At 61.4% G+C, this 18,973-nt stretch carries 12 protein-coding genes; 10 read left to right on the top strand and 2 right to left on the bottom strand.

The features are described from left to right. Window positions 1-168 precede the first annotated feature (168 nt). Both LOY38_RS14535 and LOY38_RS14530 read left to right on the top strand, forming a co-directional pair. Window positions 169-1,869, top strand: coding sequence for a polyurethanase (locus LOY38_RS14535; protein ID WP_258700619.1), 1,701 nt, complete (start codon window positions 169-171; stop codon window positions 1,867-1,869). A 97-nt stretch (window positions 1,870-1,966) separates the two neighbouring features. Further along, window positions 1,967-3,820 carry a polyurethanase gene (locus LOY38_RS14530; protein ID WP_258700618.1) on the top strand — a complete coding sequence of 618 codons (1,854 nt, stop codon included), beginning with the start codon at window positions 1,967-1,969 and terminating at the stop codon, window positions 3,818-3,820. Between the two features lie 208 nt (window positions 3,821-4,028). Here LOY38_RS14530 and LOY38_RS14525 read toward each other — a convergent pair whose 3' ends face one another. Then, entirely contained in the window at window positions 4,029-4,253 is a 225-nt protein-coding gene (locus tag LOY38_RS14525; protein WP_258700617.1) for a YgdI/YgdR family lipoprotein, read from the bottom strand. A 208-nt stretch (window positions 4,254-4,461) separates the two neighbouring features. On the opposite strand from LOY38_RS14525, the gene LOY38_RS14520 reads away from it, so the two are divergent. Together LOY38_RS14520 and LOY38_RS14515 are read left to right on the top strand one after the other, a co-directional pair. Continuing rightward, window positions 4,462-6,129 carry a VRR-NUC domain-containing protein gene (locus LOY38_RS14520; RefSeq protein WP_258700616.1) on the top strand — a complete coding sequence of 556 codons (1,668 nt, stop codon included), beginning with the start codon at window positions 4,462-4,464 and terminating at the stop codon, window positions 6,127-6,129. After that, window positions 6,126-8,402: an ATP-dependent DNA helicase gene (locus LOY38_RS14515; RefSeq protein ID WP_258700615.1), complete on the top strand. Its 2,277-nt coding sequence runs from the start codon at window positions 6,126-6,128 to the stop codon at window positions 8,400-8,402. The genes LOY38_RS14520 and LOY38_RS14515 overlap by 4 nt, the downstream gene beginning before the upstream one ends. A 75-nt stretch (window positions 8,403-8,477) precedes the next feature. Here the strand turns inward: LOY38_RS14515 and LOY38_RS14510 are convergent, their stop codons facing one another. Next, window positions 8,478-9,626, bottom strand: coding sequence for a MalY/PatB family protein (locus LOY38_RS14510; protein ID WP_258700614.1), 1,149 nt, complete (start codon window positions 9,624-9,626; stop codon window positions 8,478-8,480). A 314-nt stretch (window positions 9,627-9,940) separates the two neighbouring features. On the opposite strand from LOY38_RS14510, the gene fdnG reads away from it, so the two are divergent. The 6 genes from fdnG (at window position 9,941) to selB (ending at window position 18,972) form a co-directional block, all read left to right on the top strand. Further along, a complete protein-coding gene (gene fdnG / locus LOY38_RS14505) occupies window positions 9,941-13,006 on the top strand; it encodes a formate dehydrogenase-N subunit alpha (protein WP_258700613.1) in 3,066 nt (1,021 codons plus the stop codon). Then, on the top strand, window positions 13,007-13,951 hold the full coding sequence (gene fdxH, locus LOY38_RS14500; RefSeq protein WP_258700612.1) for a formate dehydrogenase subunit beta: 945 nt from the start codon (window positions 13,007-13,009) through the stop codon (window positions 13,949-13,951). Continuing rightward, the gene (locus LOY38_RS14495; protein ID WP_258700611.1) at window positions 13,948-14,601 is read left to right on the top strand and encodes a formate dehydrogenase subunit gamma; all 654 of its coding nucleotides are present in this window, start codon (window positions 13,948-13,950) and stop codon (window positions 14,599-14,601) included. Before fdxH ends, LOY38_RS14495 begins: the two co-directional genes overlap by 4 nt. Window positions 14,602-14,605: 4 nt before the next feature. Then, window positions 14,606-15,532: a formate dehydrogenase accessory protein FdhE gene (fdhE, locus tag LOY38_RS14490; protein ID WP_258700610.1), complete on the top strand. Its 927-nt coding sequence runs from the start codon at window positions 14,606-14,608 to the stop codon at window positions 15,530-15,532. 93 nt (window positions 15,533-15,625) lie between these two features. After that, the gene (selA, locus tag LOY38_RS14485; RefSeq protein WP_258700609.1) at window positions 15,626-17,056 is read left to right on the top strand and encodes an L-seryl-tRNA(Sec) selenium transferase; all 1,431 of its coding nucleotides are present in this window, start codon (window positions 15,626-15,628) and stop codon (window positions 17,054-17,056) included. Beyond that, entirely contained in the window at window positions 17,053-18,972 is a 1,920-nt protein-coding gene (gene selB, locus LOY38_RS14480) for a selenocysteine-specific translation elongation factor (protein ID WP_258700608.1), read from the top strand. Before selA ends, selB begins: the two co-directional genes overlap by 4 nt. Window position 18,973 lies beyond the last annotated feature (1 nt).

The raw sequence follows: 18,973 nt of genomic DNA, 5'->3' as shown, positions 1-18,973 counted from the left end.
CCGCAAGCCCGCTCCCACAGGTCCCGCACCTTGACTGACAGGATTGGGCAGGCCTCGAGCCACAGGGATTTTGGCAACGCAACTAATGCTCGGCTCCCGGAAAAAGGACCACGGTGTGAGCCTGACCCTGGACTGGCAGTTCTGATTTGACGCAAAGGAAGCAAGCACATGGGACTGTTTGATTATAAAAATGCCGGCAGTGAGGCCGGCAAGGCGTTGTACTCCGACGCGATCGCGCTGACGCTCTACGCGTACACGCCCACCGGCCAGCCATTGCCGGCAACCGCTTGGGCACCGATTGGCGCGGCAGCGTTGGGCTATCAGGGCAAGGTCGGGCCTCAAGGCACCTTCTATGGCGAGAAGGACGGCTTCACCAGCGCTGAAGCCGAAATCCTCGGTAAATACGACGGGGCAGGGAAGCTGATCGGCCTCGGTATCGCCTTTCGTGGCACCGGCGGCCTGGGGTATAGCGACACCTTCGGCGACATGAAAAACAACCTGCTGGCCGCAGTCGGCCCGGCGGATTACGCGACGAACTACGCGAAAAACGCCTTCGATACCTTGCTCAAAAACGTCGCCGCGTTTGCCATCGCCCACGGCCTGAGCGCCAAGGACGTGCTGGTCAGCGGGCACAGCCTCGGCGGGTTGGGCGTCAACAGCCTGGCGGAGTTGAGCGGCAATAACTGGGGCGGCTTCTTCAAGGACGCCAACTACATTGCCTTCGCCTCGCCGACCCAAAGCGCCACCGGCAACAACGTGCTGAACATCGGCTACGAAAACGACCCGGTGTTTCGCGTGCTCGACGGCACCACCTTCAGCAGTGGCTCGCTGGGCAAGCACGACGGTCACCAGGATTCGGCGACCAACAACATCGTCAACTTCAATGACCAATACGCCTCCACCGCGCAGAACCTGGTGCCGTTCAGCATTCTCAATCCGCTGAACTGGTCGGCCCACGGTTCGTTGGGCTATGCCGACGGCTTGAACCGGGTGATCGACTCGCGCTTCTATGACCTCACCGACAAGGACTCGACGCTGATCGTTTCCAATCTGTCGGAATCGTCCCGAGGCACCACTTGGGTCGAAGACCTGGGCCGCAGCGGTGAGCCGCACACCGGCAGCACGTTCATCATCGGCACCGACAGCAATGACTTGCTCAAGGGCGGCGTGGGCAATGACTTCATCGAAGGTCGTGATGGTAACGACCGCTTCCGCGATGACGGCGGCTACAACCTGCTGCTGGGTGGCAAGGGCAGCAACACCTTCGAGCTGCAAAAACCGCTGCAGAACTTCAGTTTTGCCAATGACGGCGATGGCACGCTGTATGTGCGTGACGCCTACGGCGGCATCAGCATCACCCGCGACATCGGCGCGCTGGTGAGCAAGGAGTCGGGTTCGTGGTGGGGCAGCAAAGACATCACCTACAACGTCACCGCCAATGGCTTGCTCAATGGCAGCGAACTGACGCACTACAACCATTCGCTCAACGGCGACGCCTATGGCAATACGCTGGCGGCCAGCGTCGACGGTGACTGGCTGTTCGGCAACGCCGGCGACGATCTGCTGCGCAGCGACAAAAGCCATGTGACCTTCGTCGGTGGCGCGGGCAATGACGTGATGCATGCCTCGGGCGGCGACAACAACACCTTCCTGTTCAGCGGCGCCTTCGGCTTCGACGCGATCAATGGCTACCAGGGCAGCGACAAACTGGTGTTCATGGGCGTCCAGGGCGCGGGGCAGGGTTATGACTACACCCAGCATGCGACCCAGGCCGGCAATGACACTGTGCTCAAGATTGGCGATTACGCCGTAACGCTGGTGGGCGTAGGTCTGGATAATCTTTCGGCTTCGGGAATTACGTTTGCGTAAAGGCTGCATGCACTGAATGCTCCGGGGCGTCTCGTCAGTGAGGCGTCCTGGTTGTGAGCTATCTCTGACAATTCCAACAAAGAGAGAGGCAATACCAATGGGTGTGTATGACTACAAAAACTTTGATACAGCAGACTCCAAGGCGTTGTTCAGCGACGCCATGGCGATCACGCTGTATTCCTATCACAACCTCGACAACGGTTTCGCCACCGGTTACCAGCAAAACGGTTTCGGCCTGGGCTTGCCGGCAACACTGGTCACCGCGCTGATTGGTGGCACCGATTCCCAGGGGGTCATCCCCGGCATTCCCTGGAACCCCGATTCGGAAAAGGCCGCACTCGACGCCGTGCAAAAAGCCGGCTGGACGCCGATCACCGCCGCGCAACTGGGCTATGACGGCAAGACCGACGCTCGCGGAACCTTCTTCGGCGAGAAGGACGGTTACACCAGCGCTCAAGTAGAGATCCTTGGCAAGTACGACGCCCAGGGCCATCTCACCGAAATCGGCATCGCCTTTCGCGGCACCAGCGGCCCGCGAGAAATCCAGATCGGCGACTCCATCGGTGATGTGATCAACGATTTGCTGGCGGCATTGGGGCCCAAGGATTACGCGAAAAACTACGTGGGCGAGGCCTTCGGCAATTTGCTCGGCAACGTCGCGGCATTTGCCCAGGCCAATGGGCTGTCGGGCAAGGACGTGCTGGTCAGCGGCCACAGCCTCGGCGGGTTGGCGGTCAACAGCCTGGCGGACTTGAGCAGCAACAAATGGTCAGGGTTCTACCAGGATTCCAACTACATCGCCTACGCCTCGCCGACCCAAAGCAGCAACGACAAAGTGCTGAACATCGGTTATGAAAACGACCCGGTGTTCCGTGCCCTCGATGGCTCGTCGTTCAACCTGTCCTCGGTAGGCGTGCACGATGCCGCCAAGGATTCGACGACCGATAACATCGTCAGCTTCAACGACCACTACGCCTCGACGGCGTGGAACGTGCTGCCGTATTCCATCCTCAACATTCCCACCTGGATCTCGCACTTGCCCACCGGTTACGGCGACGGCATGACCCGGGTGCTGGAGTCGACGTTCTACGACCTGACCAGCAAGGATTCGACGATCATCGTCGCCAACCTCTCGGACCCGGCGCGCAGCAACACCTGGGTCCAGGACTTGAACCGCAACGCCGAAACCCACAAAGGCAGCACGTTCATCATCGGCAGCGACGGCAGTGATCTGATCCAGGGCGGCAAAGGCAACGACTACCTGGAAGGTCGCGACGGTAACGACACCTTCAGGGATGGCGGTGGCTACAACATCCTGTTGGGCGGCAAGGGCAGCAACGTGCTGGACCTGCAGCAGTCGGTGAAGAACTTCGTCTTTGCCAATGACGGTGCCGGCAACCTGTACGTGCGCGATGCCAATGGCGGCATCAGCATCACCCGTGACATCGGCAGCATCGTCACCAAGGAGCCGGGGTTTCTCTGGGGCGTGTTCAAGGATGACGTGACCCACAGCGTCACCGCCAATGGCCTCTCCGTCGGTAGCAACCTGACCCAGTACGCCTCAAGCGTGAAGGGCACCACCGGAGCCGACACCCTCAAGGCCCACGCAACGGGCGACTGGCTGTTTGGCCTCGATGGCAACGACCATTTGCTCGGCAGCACCGGCAACGACGTGTTTGTCGGCGGCGCGGGTAATGACCTGATGGAGTCGGGCGGCGGAGTCGATACGTTCCTGTTCAGCGGCGCGTTTGGCCAGGACCGGGTGGTGGGCTATCAAGCCAACGACAAACTGGTGTTCCTCGGGGTTCAGGGCGTTGCGCCGAACGACGACTACCGGGCCCATGCCACGGCGGTGGGGCAGGATACGTTGCTGACGTTTGGCAGTGATTCGGTGACCCTGGTGGGGGTTGGGCTGGACAGTTTGTCCGGAAGTGGGGTTGTGATCGCCTGAGGGTGATGCGGCGCCGGTAAGGGCCTCTTCGCGAGCAAGCCTGGCTCCTACAGGACGGTCCAAAAAAACTGGACCACAACAGGCTTGCCCGCGAAAAAAGCACCGCGGTTTTTCAGGTATTACGCGTCATCGTTCTTCGCGGGCAAGCCCCGCTCCCACAGGTTCTGCGTTTTAACTTACCGGCATGATGGGTAGCCCGCTCAGAGGATCAGTCCTCCTTGCGAACCGTGGCCACGTCATCGGCGCGGACTTTCACCTTCGCTCCGGAAATATCTTCAAACTCGAAGAAACCGTCCTTGCCCTTGGTGTTCGGCATGTCCTTGGTCAAATACTGGGTGCCGTTCTGCAGGGTCACGACCGTTGGCGTCGAGCAACCGGCCAGGGCCAAAAAGGCCGCTGCCGCCAGGGGCAAACCCAGAGTCTTGAAATTCATACACACCTCACATCACTCAATAAAAACAGCGCGAACGCCTCGCTTGAGGTCAATCGTCACTGTGCTTCTAACGCGGTTGGTGCGATGGAATGGCAGAAAGTTCGATGGTCACCCGAAAATTGCCGAATAGCGTCGCCACTGATCCTTTTCCGTTTGCACCGGGTGGGGCATAGCTGGTATCTGTACGCATAACCAGTGTTCGCTAGCCATGGCCCTTTTGCCCGTGATTGTAAATCCTCTCGACGACCCGTTCTATTACTTGAACAACTTCATGCAAGTGCTTGATTGGCTTGAGCATCGTTATGCCGATGTACTCAGCATCGAAGAACAGGACTTCATCCGCGACTTCAATCGGCTGCCCCGCGAGCCCCGGGCCTTGCTGGTCAGAATGGTGATGCGCAAGGGCGTGCATTTCAGGGCCGGCAAACTGAGTTACGTCGAGATCGGCGACATCGCCAGCGCCGCGGCGCCGCTGCTGGCATTGGGCTGGATCGATGATCAGTTGCCATTGCCCATCGAGGAGGTGTTCGAAGTGCTGCTCAAGGCCGAGATTCTCCAGTGTTTTGGCGCAGCCATCGATCAACCGAAAGGCAAGAAGAGCGATTGGCTGCCGGCCCTGAGCGAGCAGTTTCGCCAAGCGCAACGTTTTGCCCAGTGGTGCCCGGCACTGGATGACCGATTATTCAGCCTGACCATCATGGGCCTGTGCGACCGCCTGCGCCTGATGTTCTTCGGCAACCTTTACCAGGACTGGTCGGAGTTCGTTCTGGCCGACCTTGGCATCTACACCTACGAGAAAGTCGAGTTTTGCGCCGAATCCCGAGGCTTGCGCAGTCGCGAGGACGTCGACGCGTGCCTGTTCCTGCACAGCTGTCAGCAGCGTTTCGAGGCCGGTGAGGACGTGGCGGCGATCGTCGAGCAGATCAACGGACTGGAACTCGCCAATCCCTGGCTGCAAAGACGTCGGGGCAAGCTGCTGTTCCAGATCGCTCAGCACTGCGAACGCCTCGCGGATTTTTCCACCGCCCTGGGCCTCTACCGCGATTGCGCCTACCCCGGCGCGCGTCTGCGGCTGATTCGCGTGCTGGAGCGCTGTGGTGAATTTCAACTGGCCATGGATTTGGCCGCACACGCCGAGCAAGCCCCGGAAAGCGCCACCGAGCATCAGCATTTATTGCGTGTGCTGCCCAGACTGCGGCGCAAACTGGGCGGGCCGCCGATCAAGCGGCCAGCCCCGCGGGCCATGCAGCGTCTGGACTTACAATTGCCCCGGCACGATCCGGCGTTGTCGGTGGAGTATTACGTTCAAGCGCACCTGGCGGACGAGTCGGCGCCGGTGCATTACGTCGAGAACAGCCTGATCAACTCGCTGTTCGGGCTGCTGTGCTGGCCGGCGATCTTCGCCCCGTTGCCGGGGGCGTTTTTCCACCCGTTCCAGCGCGGGCCCGTGGACCTGCACAACGAAGATTTCCATGCGCGGCGCGCGGATCTGTTCCAGGCCTGCCTCGATGAACTTGATGACGGGCGTTACGCCCAGACCATCCGCGAGCGATACAACGCCAAGTGGGGCGTGCAGTCACCGTTCGTATTCTGGGGCGTGCTGAGCGAGGAACTGCTGGAGCAGGCGCTCGACTGTCTACCCGCCGAACACCTCAAGCACTGGTTCAATCGACTGCTGCTCGACATCAAGGCCAACCGCGCCGGCATGCCGGACCTGATCCAGTTCTGGCCGCAACACAAAACCTACCGAATGATCGAAGTCAAAGGCCCCGGCGATCGCCTGCAAGACAATCAATTGCGCTGGCTGGAGTTTTGTCACGAGCACCAGATGCCTATTGCCGTTTGCTACGTGCAATGGGCGGAGCAGGGCGCTTGAGCTACAGCATCGCGGTGCGGGCGTTGTGTGAATTCACCGCCAAGGTCGGCGACCTCGACCTGCGTTTCACCCCGTCGCCGACCGCGCTGGAAGGCATCGTCGGGCATCGCACCGTCGCGTCACGACGCAGCGAGGGTTACCAGAATGAGGTCGCGCTCGAGGGCCAGTATCGAACCTTGACCGTGAAAGGCCGGGCGGATGGCTACGATCCGGCGCAAAACTGCCTCGAAGAAATCAAAACCTACCGTGGCGATCTGAGTAAACAACCGGCCAACCACCGACAGCTGCACTGGGCGCAGGCGAAAGTCTATGGCTGGTTGATGTGCCAGAAACTGGATCTGGCGCAGATCGACTTGGCGCTGGTGTACTTCGACATCGTCAGCGAGAAGGAAACCCGTCTGGTCGAGGCCTTCAGCGCCGCCGACTTGCAGCGGTTCTTCGAGCGCCACTGCGGGTTATTCCTGCACTGGGCCGAGCAGGAAATGGCCCATCGCGAGGGGCGTAATCTGGCGGCGCAACGGTTGGCATTTCCCCATGCCGATTTTCGACCCGGCCAACGGCATCTGGCCGAATCGGTGTTCAAGGCGGTCAGCACCGGTCGCTGCCTGATGGCCCAGGCGCCGACCGGGATCGGCAAGACCATCGGCACGCTGTTCCCGATGCTCAAGGCCCTGGCGCCGCAGCAACTGGACAAGGTGTTTTTCCTCACGGCGAAAACCCCGGGGCGCAAATTGGCGCTGGATGCGGCTCAGGTCATCCTCGACAGCGCCGCCGCTCCGCCCTTGCGAGTCCTCGAGATGATTGCCCGGGACAAGGCGTGCGAGCACCCGGACAAGGCCTGCCATGGCGAATCCTGCCCGTTGGCCCAGGGTTTTTATGATCGTCTGCCGGCCGCGCGTCAGGCCGCTCGCCAATTGAGCCTGCTGAACCAGAGTGCCTTGCGCGAAGTTGCCCTGCAGCACGAGGTTTGTCCTTATTACCTGAGCCAGGAAATGGCCCGATGGGCGGACGTGGTGGTCGCCGACTACAACTACTATTTCGACTTCAGCGCGTTGCTGTTCGGGCTGGCCCAGGCCAATAACTGGAACGTCGCGGTGCTGGTGGACGAAGCCCACAATCTGGTGGAGCGCGGTCGGCAGATGTACAGCGCCAGCCTCGACCAGGCAACGTTGAACAGCGTGCGAAAAACCGCGCCTGAGCCACTGAAGAGATCCTTGCAACGGGTCAATCGTGAATGGAATGCTCTGCATGATCAGCAACTCGGCCCCTATCAGGCCTACGACAAAGCCCCGGAAAAACTGCTTCAGGCGCTGTCCTTATGCTGCGCGAGCATCGGCGACTACCTGAACGATCATCCCCAAGGCCTGGACAGCGGATTGCAGAATTTTTACTTCGACGTGCTGCAATTCGGCCGCGTGGCTGAACTGTTCGATGAGCATTTCCTGTTCGACATCAGCAAGCGCGACCTCGAGCGCAAACGCAACCTGTCGCAACTGTGCCTGCGCAACGTGGTGCCCGCCGGTTTCATTCGCCCGCGCCTGACCGCTGCGCGCAGCACGGTGTTGTTTTCCGCCACCCTGAGCCCCCAGCGCTATTACACCGATTTGCTGGGAACACCGACGAACACGGTCTGGATCGACGTCGAATCGCCATTTCACGCCGATCAACTGCATGTGCACATCGTCAGCCAGATCTCCACGCGGTTCGTCCACCGTCAGGCGTCCCTTGAGCCCATCGTCGAGCTGATTGCCAAACAATTCGCCCAGCGCCCAGGCAACTATCTGGCGTTTTTCAGCAGCTTCGACTATTTGCAGCAAGTGGCCCAGTTGCTGGCCGAACGGCATCCGCACATCACGCTGTGGTCGCAGTCCCGGGGAATGGGGGAAGGGCCGCGTCAGGCGTTTCTCGATCAATTCACCGTCCATAGTCAGGGCGTAGGGTTTGCGGTGCTGGGTGGAGCATTCGGCGAAGGCATCGATTTACCCGGCGCGCGGTTGATTGGTGCATTCATTGCCACCCTGGGGCTGGCGCAACTCAATCCGGTCAACGAACAGATGAAACAGCGCATGGCGGCGATTTTCGGGGCCGGTTATGACTACACCTACCTGTTTCCGGGTGTGCAGAAAGTGGTGCAAGCGGCGGGGCGAGTGATCCGCACCCGGCAGGATCAAGGGGTAGTGATGCTGATCGATGACCGGTTTGGTGAGAGCAAGGTCAAGCAATTGCTGCCGCGCTGGTGGACGGTCAAGACTGCCGTTGATGCAACGCGGTGACTTGCCAGAAAGCGTGGACGACGACGCAGGAGCTGCTACGCCAGCTCCTGCATTTGATCGTTGTTGCCGCAGGAGTCAGCGGTTACGCAAACTACGCTCCATCCGCGCGATCCCTTCCTCCAGCAGCGCCCGTGGGCAGCCGAAGTTCAGGCGCACGAATTGCCGGGCGTTATCGCCGAAATCCAGCCCCGCGCTCAGCCCGACCTTCGCTTGTTCAAGGAAGAACTGCTGCGGGTTGTCCAGCCCCAGCGCCGTGCAGTCGAGCCACGCCAGATAAGTGCCCTGGGGTATGTTCATGGTCACGCCCGGCAACCGCGTGCGAACCGCCTCCACCAGATAATCGCGATTGCTTTGCAGGTAGGCCATGAGCCCGTTCAGCCATGGGCCGCCTTCGCTGTAGGCGACGCGGGTGGCTTCCATGCCCAACGGGTTGACGCTGTCGACCATGCCGCAGCGGGCGCTGTTGACCCGATGGCGCAGCGCCGCGTCCTGAATGATCATGAACGAAGTCTTCAGGCCGGCGATGTTGTAAGCCTTGCTCGCCGACATCAGGGTGATGGTGCGTTTGGCGATTTGCGGGCTGAGCGAGGCGATCGGAATGTGCACACGCCCGTCGAAGCACAGTTCGGCGTGAATCTCGTCGGAGATGATCCAGGCGTCCTGCTCCAGGCAGATGTCGGCGACTGCTTGCAGTTCTTCGCGGGGGAAGACCTTGCCCAGCGGGTTATGCGGGTTGCTCAGCAGCAACGCGCCGCCACCTTGCAGCGCCTGGCGCAAGGCATCGAGTGGCGTGGCATACGTACCATCGGCCAACACGTCGAAGTCCAGTTCGACTTTGTTCAACTGCCAGTGGCCCGGCGCATGGCGCAGCGGCGGGTAATTCGGCGTCTGCACGACCACGTTCTGCTGCGGCTGAACCAGCGCATGCAGGGCCATGTTGAAACCCGACTCGACACCCGGCAGGAAGATCAGCTCCTGGGGCTGTACGCGCCAGGAGTACTTGTTCCACAAGTCGGCGACGATGGCGTCACGCAAGTTGTCCTGGGCCACGCTGTAACCGAGCATCGGGTGTTCCAGGCGTTGTTGCAGGGCCTGGATGATCGCTGGCGGCGCGGCAAAATCCATGTCGGCGACCCACATCGGCAACACGTCGGCCGGGTAACGGCTCCATTTGGTACTGCCGGTGCCATGGCGGTCGAACACCTGATCAAAATCGAAAGTCATGCTCAGTCTCATAAAAGGCGGGGGTGAATCCGGTGGCCATGATAAGCGCCAACCTCTGTGGGAGCGAGCCTGCTCGCGATGAGGCCATCACAGCCAGCGTTGATGTTGCCTGGCCAACCGCTATCGCGAGCAGGCTCGCTCCCACATTAATTGTGTGTCCGGCTGGCTTGCGGTATTACCCGACGGTCGGTTTTTCCACAGCACAAAACAGCATTGTCTACAGTTTAAAGTGGCGGTAGTTCCGTTGCCGTCACCGTGATCGTCCAGAAAAATCCGGCCAACGCACCGGGTTTCCACCTGATCAGGAGTGCACGATGGACCTCAACCGTCGTCAGTTCTTCAAGGTCGCAGGTATCGGCCTTGCGGGCTCAAGCCTCGGCGCGCTGGGCATGGCCCCGATGCCAGCCTTCGCCGAACAAGTGCGTCATTTCAAGCTCGCCCATACCCATGAAACCCGCAACACCTGCCCGTACTGCTCGGTCGGTTGCGGCTTGATCATGTACAGCCAGGGCGACAATGCGAAGAATGTCGCCCAGAGCATCATCCACATCGAAGGCGATGCCGACCACCCGGTCAATCGCGGCACCCTCTGCCCCAAAGGCGCGGGCCTGCTCGATTTCATTCACAGCCCCAGCCGTCTTCAGTACCCGCAGATGCGCAAGCCCGGCACCAAGGAGTGGGTACGAATCTCCTGGGATGAAGCACTGGATCGCATCGCCGACCTGATGAAGGCCGACCGCGATGCCAACTTCATCGAAAAGAACGCCCAGGGGCAAACGGTGAACCGCTGGCTGACCACCGGTTTTCTCGCGGCGTCGGCCTCGTCCAACGAAGCGGGTTACATCACCCACAAGGTGATTCGCAGTCTCGGCATGCTGGGGTTCGATAACCAGGCACGTGTCTGACATGGCCCGACGGTGGCAAGTCTTGCCCCGACGTATGGCCGTGGTGCCATGACCAACCACTGGACCGATATCGCCAACGCGAATCTGGTTCTGGTGATGGGTGGCAACGCAGCAGAAGCGCACCCTTGCGGTTTCAAATGGGTGACCGAAGCCAAAGCCCACAACAAGGCGCGGCTGATTGTGGTCGACCCGCGTTTCACCCGTACGGCCTCGGTGGCGGACTATTACGCGCCGATCCGCACCGGCACCGACATTGCCTTCATGGGCGGGCTGATCAACTACTTGCTGACCGAAGACAAGATCCAGCACGAATACGTGCGGGCCTATACGGACGTGTCGTTCATCGTCAAGGCCAACTACGGTTTCGAGGACGGGCTGTTCAGCGGGTACGACGCGAGCAAGCGTACTTACACTGACAAGTCCGGCTGGGGCTACGAAATCGGCGAGGACGGTTTTGCCAAAGTCGACCCGACCTTGCAAGACCCACGCTGCGTCTACCAATTAATGAAGCAGCATTACAGCCGTTACACCCTGGAGCTGGCCAGTCAGGTCTGCGGCATGCCCACGGACGCGATGCAGAAAATCTGGGAAGAGATCGCCACCTGCTCGCAACCGGGCAAGACCATGACGATTCTCTACGCCCTGGGTTGGACCCAGCATTCGATCGGTTCGCAGATGATCCGCAGCGCGGCCATGGTGCAACTGCTGCTGGGCAACGTCGGCATGCCGGGCGGGGGCGTCAACGCCTTGCGTGGGCACTCCAACATTCAGGGCCTGACCGACCTGGGCTTGCTGTCCAACCTGTTGCCTGGTTACCTGACCCTGCCGGCCGAGGCCGAACAGGACTACAACGCTTACATCGCCAAGCGCGCACTCAAACCGCTGCGTCCCGGGCAGATGTCCTACTGGCAGAACTACGGCAAGTTCCATGTCAGCCTGATGAAAGCCTGGTATGGCGCCAATGCCACCGCCGAGAATCACTGGGGTTACGACTGGCTGCCGAAACTGGACATTCCCGGTTACGACATCCTGAAAATGTTCGACATGATGGGCAAGGGCCAGGTCAATGGCTACATGTGCCAGGGCTTCAACCCGATCGCCGCCTTGCCGGACAAGAACCGGGTGATGAAGGCGTTGGCCAAACTCAAGTGGCTGGTGGTGATGGACCCGCTGGCCACCGAGACTTCGGAGTTCTGGCGCAACGTCGGGCCTTACAACGATGTGGAAACAGCTAACATCCAGACCGAAGTCATCCGCCTGCCCACCACCTGTTTTGCCGAAGAAAACGGCTCACTGGTCAACAGCGGTCGCTGGCTGCAATGGCACTGGAAGGGCGCCGATGGCCCGGGACAGGCGCGCACAGACATAAAGATCATGGCCGAGCTGTTCCTGCGTCTGCGCAAGCGTTACCAGGCCAGTGGCGGTGCCTGGGCCGAGCCGATCCTCAAGCTCGACTGGCCCTACAAGGTACCGGATGACCCGACGCCGGAAGAGCTGGCCCGAGAATTCAACGGTTACGCCATCGCCGATGTCACCGACGCTTCGGGCGCGGTGGTCAAGGCCGGTCAGCAGTTGTCCGGTTTCGGCCAACTCAAGGACGATGGCAGCACGGCGTCCGGTTGCTGGATTTTCTGCGGCAGCTGGACCGAGCAGGGCAACAACATGGCCCGGCGTGACAACAGCGATCCTTTCGGCATGAAGCAGAACCTGGGCTGGGCCTGGGCCTGGCCGATGAACCGACGGATTCTCTACAACCGCGCCTCCAGCGACCCTCAAGGCAAACCGTGGGACGCGAACAAACGGCTGGTGTGGTGGAACGGCAAGGTCTGGACCGGTACCGACGTGCCCGACTACAAGGCTGATGTGCCGCCGGAAGCCGGGATGAACCCGTTCATCATGAACCCCGAAGGCGTGGCACGTTTCTTCGCCCTCGACAAGATGAACGAAGGGCCGTTCCCGGAACACTATGAACCGTTCGAGACGCCCATCGGCATCAACCCGATGCACCCCAACAACAAGCAGGCGACCAGCAACCCGGCCGGGCGGATCTTCGATTCGGTCTGGGACACCCTGGGGCAGGCCAAGGACTTCCCTTATGCGGCGACCAGCTACCGGCTGACCGAACACTTCCACTTCTGGACCAAGCATTGCCCGATCAACGCGGTGACCCAACCCGAGCAGTTTGTCGAAATCGGCGAGGTGCTGGCCAAGGAGAAGGGCATCGCTGCCGGTGACCGGGTGCGGGTCAGTTCCAAGCGCGGGCATATCGAAGCGGTGGCGGTGGTGACCAAGCGGATTCGTCCGCTGCAGGTCAACAATCAGGTGGTGCACCAGATCGGTATCCCGTTGCACTGGGGCTTCACCGGCGCCACCCGCCACGGTTACCTGACCAACACCCTGGTGCCGTTCCTCGGCGATGGCAACACACAGACCCCGGAATCCAAGTCATTCCTGGTCAACGTGGAGAAAATCTAAATGGCCAGCCAAGACATCATCGCCCGCTCGGCCACCACCACCGTGCCGCCCTCGGTGCGCACGCAAGAGGAAGTGGCCAAGCTGATCGACACCACCAAGTGCATCGGCTGCAAGGCCTGCCAGGTCGCCTGCTCGGAATGGAACGAGCTGCGCGACGACGTTGGTCACAACCTCGGCACCTATGACAACCCTCACGATCTCAGCGCAGACACCTGGACCCTGATGCGCTTCACCGAGCATGAAACCGACGCCGGCAACCTGGAATGGTTGATTCGCAAGGACGGTTGCATGCACTGCGCCGAACCCGGCTGCCTGGCGGCATGCCCGAGCCCCGGCGCGATCATCAAGCACGCCAACGGCATCGTCGATTTCGATCAGGACCACTGCATCGGCTGCGGGTATTGCATCACCGGTTGCCCGTTCAACATTCCGCGCATCTCGCAAAAGGACCACAAGGCCTATAAATGCACGCTGTGTTCGGACCGGGTGGCGGTGGGGCTGGAGCCGGCCTGCGTGAAAACCTGCCCGACCGGCGCCATCGTTTTCGGCACCAAGGAAGACATGAAGGAACACGCCGCCGAACGCATCGTCGACCTCAAGAACCGCGGCTTCGACAACGCCGGCTTGTATGATCCCGAAGGGGTTGGCGGCACCCACGTCATGTATGTGCTGCACCATGCCGACACGCCCAGGCTGTATGCCGGGCTGCCGGATCACCCGGCGATCAGTCCACTGGTGGACCTGTGGAAAGGCCTGAGCAAACCCCTGGCGTTACTGGCCATGGGCGCGGCGGTGCTGGCCGGGTTCTTCCACTATGTGCGCGTCGGGCCGCAACTGGTCGAGGAAGACGAAAATCCAGTCATCGTCGACCCAGCGGTGCATGAATTCGATCCATCGGTGCACACCTTTGATCCGACGAAACCCGGCGGGGAGGACAGGCCGTGAACGACAAACCGATCCTGCGCTACACCTCCAACCAGCGCACCAATCACTGGCTGGTGGCGATTGTGTTTTTCATGGCCGCGCTGTCGGGGCTGGCCTTGTTTCATCCAGGGTTGTTCTGGCTCAGCAACCTGTTTGGCGGCGGTTCGTGGACGCGCATCTTGCATCCGTACATGGGCGTGGCGATGTTTGTGCTGTTCCTCGGCCTGGTGTTCAGTTTCTGGCGGGCGAATTACTTCATCGCCAACGACCGGTTGTGGCTCAGGCGCGTCGGGACTGTCATGCGTAACGAGGAGGAGGGCGTGCCGCCGATCGGCAAATACAACCCGGGGCAGAAGCTACTGTTTTGGGTGTTGCTGATCTGCATGCTGGTGCTGTTGTTCAGCGGGTTGGTGATCTGGCGTGCCTGGTTCAGCGCGTACTTCGGCATCACCGGTATTCGCTGGGCGATGCTGCTGCATGCGCTGGCGGGGTTCATCCTGGTGCTGAGCATTATCGTCCACATCTATGCGGGTATCTGGATTCGCGGTTCGGTCCACGCGATGGTGCGTGGCAGGGTCAGCCGCGCCTGGGCGAAAAAACACCATGAGCTCTGGTACCGGGAAGTGACCCAAGACGAAACGCCTGAGCGACCGATCACCAAAAAAGGATGACCCCTTGGCCACGATCCTCGAGCCTGGGCAGATAGAAGCGGCGGCGAGTTCACCGCCGTTTCTGTACCGGCCACCGAATAACTTGTTCACCTTGCGCGCGCTGCGTCTGGAACGCCTGGCCGATGGGCATCCATTGGCGGATTACCTGCGTTTGGTTGCCGGACTGTGTCACGTCCAGCAGCACCTGATGGACGATCCGCCCGTGGCCGCCATGCCCGATCCCGAACGTCTTCGGGTGTGCGTGGAACATGGCTTGCCACCGTTCGCCGCCGACAGTCTGGTGCGCGAAAATGTTTGGCTACCCTTTCTTGAAGCCTTGTTGCAACGCTATCAGCCACCGCCACAATCAGCGGTAGAAAACGCCGTGGCGACGTTGCGCAGTGCCAACCCAGGCCTGCTCAAAGCGTGGGCAATTGCCTTGGTCAGCGGCCAGTATTCAATGCTGCCGGCAGCGCTGGTGCCGTTCCTCGGTGCAGCGCTGCAAGCGGCCTGGAGCCATTGGCTGCTGAGTTCACCGAACCTTGAACTCAAGCGCGGCGACAGCCTCAGCCAATGCCCGGCCTGCGGTTCGCCGGCGATGGCCGGAGTGATTCGTCATCGCGGCAAGTACAACGGCTTGCGTTATCTGGTGTGCTCGTTGTGCGCCTGCGAATGGCATGCGGTACGGGTCAAGTGCGTGTATTGCGAACAGAGCAAGGGGCTTCAATACGTCAGCTTCGAGGATGACCTTCATGCCGCCAATCAGGCACCGTTGCGAGCGGAAGTCTGCCCCGGCTGCAACAGCTACCTGAAACTGATCTACCTGGAAAACGACGCCGAAGCCGAAGCACTCTCGGCGGACCTGTCCAGTCTGATGCTGGACATGCGCCTGGAGCAGGAAGGCTACCAGCGCCCATCGCCGAATCTGATGCTGGCACCGGGAGGTGACTGAGCTCATCCCTTTGAGCTTATCCCCCTAAGCCTATCCCTATGAGCCCAGCGGCTACACTCAGACGCGACAGTCAATCGCTTCCAGGAGCCTCTGATGTCTGCACCCTCCGCCAGCCAAGCCTTGCGGCTGCCCTCCATCGACAGCTTGCTGCGCCATCCCGCCTGCCAACCGCTGGCCGAACGTTATGGGCATGACGCGCTGCTGGCCGGCCTGCGGCAACTGCTCGATGACTTGCGCGAACCGGTGCTCAAAGGTGAACTCAATGCTGTTGAAATCGCCCCCGACGTGTTGGCGGGCAGGGCGGGTGAGCGTCTGGCGATCCAGCATCGCAGCCAGATCCGTCGGGTATTCAACCTCACCGGCACCGTGTTGCACACCAACCTCGGCCGCGCGTTGTTGCCGGAAGAAGCCATTGAAGCCATGCAACTGGCCGCCCGCTATCCACTCAATCTGGAATTCGACCTGCACAGCGGTAAGCGCGGTGACCGGGACGACCTGATTGAAGGGCTGATTCGCGAGCTGACCGGCGCCGAAGCGGTGACTGTGGTCAACAATAACGCTGCCGCCGTGTTGCTCGCCCTCAACAGCCTGGGCGCGCGCAAGGAAGGCATCATTTCCCGTGGTGAACTGATCGAAATAGGCGGCGCCTTCCGCATTCCCGACATCATGGCCCGCGCCGGGGTGCGGCTGCACGAAGTGGGCACTACCAACCGCACCCATGCCCGGGATTACGAGGCCGCCATCGGCCCGCGCACTGGTCTGCTGATGCGGGTACACGCGAGCAATTACAGCATCGAAGGCTTCACCGCGAGAGTGCCGACGGCTGAGTTGGCGGCGCTGGCTCACCGCCACGGGCTGCCGCTGCTCGAAGACCTGGGCAGCGGCAGCCTGCTGGATTTGACTCGCTGGGGTTTGCCTGCCGAACCGACGGTGCGTCAGGCGCTGCTCGATGGTGCGGACATCGTCACTTTCAGCGGTGACAAGTTACTCGGCGGGCCTCAGGCCGGGTTGATTGTCGGCCGCAAAGACCTGATCGCCAGGATCAAGAAGAATCCGCTCAAGCGTGCATTGCGGGTCGACAAACTGACCCTGGCCGCCCTCGAAGCCGTATTGGCGCTGTACCGCGATCCCGATCGGTTGGCCGAACGCCTGCCGAGCCTGCGCCTGCTGACCCGACCTCAAGCCGACATTCTCACCCAGGCCGAACGCCTGCAACCGTCACTGGCGCAGGTGTTAGGCGATGGCTGGAGCGTCAGCGCGGTGCCGGCGCTGGGCATGATCGGCAGCGGCAGCCAACCGGTGGCGCGACTGCCCAGTGCTGCGTTATGCCTGCGGCCCAACGTTTCCAAACGTCTGCGCGGGCGACGATTGCTGGGGCTGGAGGCGGCGTTTCGTCAGCTGCCGATTCCCGTGCTCGGTCGCATCGATGACGACGGATTGTGGCTGGACCTGCGTCAACTCGACGACGAAGCCGCGTGGCTGGCGCAACTCGATCAGTTGCAGGAGGAGGGCCGGGACGGGTGATTGTCGGCACGGCGGGGCACATCGATCACGGCAAGACCTCCTTGCTCCAGGCACTGACCGGGCAGGCCGGTGACCGTCGTCGGGAAGAACGCGAACGCGGCATGACCATTGACCTCGGCTATATCTACGCGGCGCTGGAGCCGGGCGCCGCCCTGACCGGTTTTATCGACGTACCCGGTCATGAGCGCTTCACCCACAACATGCTGGCCGGGGCTCAGGGCATTGATCTGGTGATGTTGGTGGTGGCGGCCGATGACGGTGTCATGCCCCAGACCCGCGAACACTTGGCGATTGTCGAGTTGCTGGGCATTCCTCGGGCACTGATTGCGATTACCAAATGCGACCGCGTCGATCCTGCTCGTGTGCAAGCCGTCCGGGAACAGATCGAAGCTTTGCTCGCACCGGGACCTTATGCCGACGCGCCGCGAATCGCGCTGTCGAGCGTGACCGGCGAGGGTATCGAGACACTGCGGCAGGCCTTGCTGGATGCGCAACATGAGGTGCTTCAACGCAGCGTCAGTGGCGGCTTTCGTCTGGCGATTGATCGGGCTTTCAGCGTGGCCGGCGCCGGTATCGTGGTGACCGGCACCGCGTTGTCCGGCCTGGTGGCCGTGGGCGATACGCTGATGTTGAGCCCGCTGGGCAAACCCGTACGGGTGCGAGGCCTGCATGCGCAAAATCAGGCAGCCGACAGCGCCACGGCCGGGCAGCGCGTTGCGCTGAACCTGAGTGCCGACCGTTTAGCCCTGGAGCAGGTTCACCGTGGTCACTGGCTGTTGGCTGAATGGCTGCATGCGCCGACCCAGCGTCTGGATATCGAGATGACCTTGTTGGCCAGCGAGGCGCGAAGCTTCGAGCACTTTCAGCCGGTGCACGTGCACCTCGGTACTCAGGATGTGACCGGGCGCGTGGCGTTGCTGGAGGGCGCCAGCCTGGCACCGGGGGAGCAGATGTTCGCGCAACTGCTGGTGAGCGCGCCGATGCTGGCGGTGAAGGGCGACCGTTTGATCCTGCGCGACCAAAGTGCGCAACGCACCCTTGGCGGTGGCCGGGTACTGGACCCGTTCGCCCCGGCCCGACACCGCCGCAGCCCCGAGCGATTGGCACAGCTACAAGCGCTGGCCACCACGACCAGCCTGGAAGCCGCACTGCCGGCGCTGCTGGCCAACAGCGACACCGGCCTCGATCCGCAGCGTCTGGAGCGCCAGTTCAATCGTCCACGCGAAACCTGGGTGTTGCCCGATGACGTGCGTTTGATCGAGACGCGGCAGGGGCCGTTACTGTTCAGTGCTGTGCGCTGGGAAGCCCTGAAAGCACCGCTGCTGGAGCGCCTCGCACGCTTTCATCAACTCGAGCCGGATCAAATGGGACCGGACAGGGATCGCCTGCGTCGTTTCGCCGGCACCGCGCTGGACCGGCCGACCTTTGTCAGCCTGCTCGACGAATTACTGGCCAGCGGTGCGATTGCCGCCAGCGGCCCATGGCTGCATTTACCCGATCATCAAGTGCGTTTGAGCGAGGACGACGAAACCCTGTGGCTACAGTTGCAGCCGCTGTTCGAACAAGCGGGTTTCGATCCGCCATGGGTGCGTGATCTGGCTAAAGCGACGGGCCATGAAGAGGCCGCCGTGCGCCTGCTGCTGCGCAAGATGGCTCGGTTGGGGCTGCTGCATCAAGTGGTCCGTGACCTGTTTTACACCGACACGCTGGTGCGCCGATTGGCGGCTATGCTGGTGCAACTGGCCAGCGATGAGCCGGTGATTCAGGTCGCCGCGTTTCGCGATGCCGTGGGCCTGGGGCGCAAGCGCAGCATTCAGATTCTTGAGTACTTCGACCGGCTCGGCCTGACCCGACGCTTTGGCGACCGGCGCCACATTCGGCTCGACAATGCACTGGCTCAACAAGCAACAGACTGAG

Source organism: Pseudomonas sp. B21-015, from assembly GCF_024749285.1.
Taxonomy (GTDB): domain Bacteria; phylum Pseudomonadota; class Gammaproteobacteria; order Pseudomonadales; family Pseudomonadaceae; genus Aquipseudomonas.
Note: the sequence above shows the minus strand (reverse complement) of the source record. Positions and strands in the feature narration are given on the sequence as shown.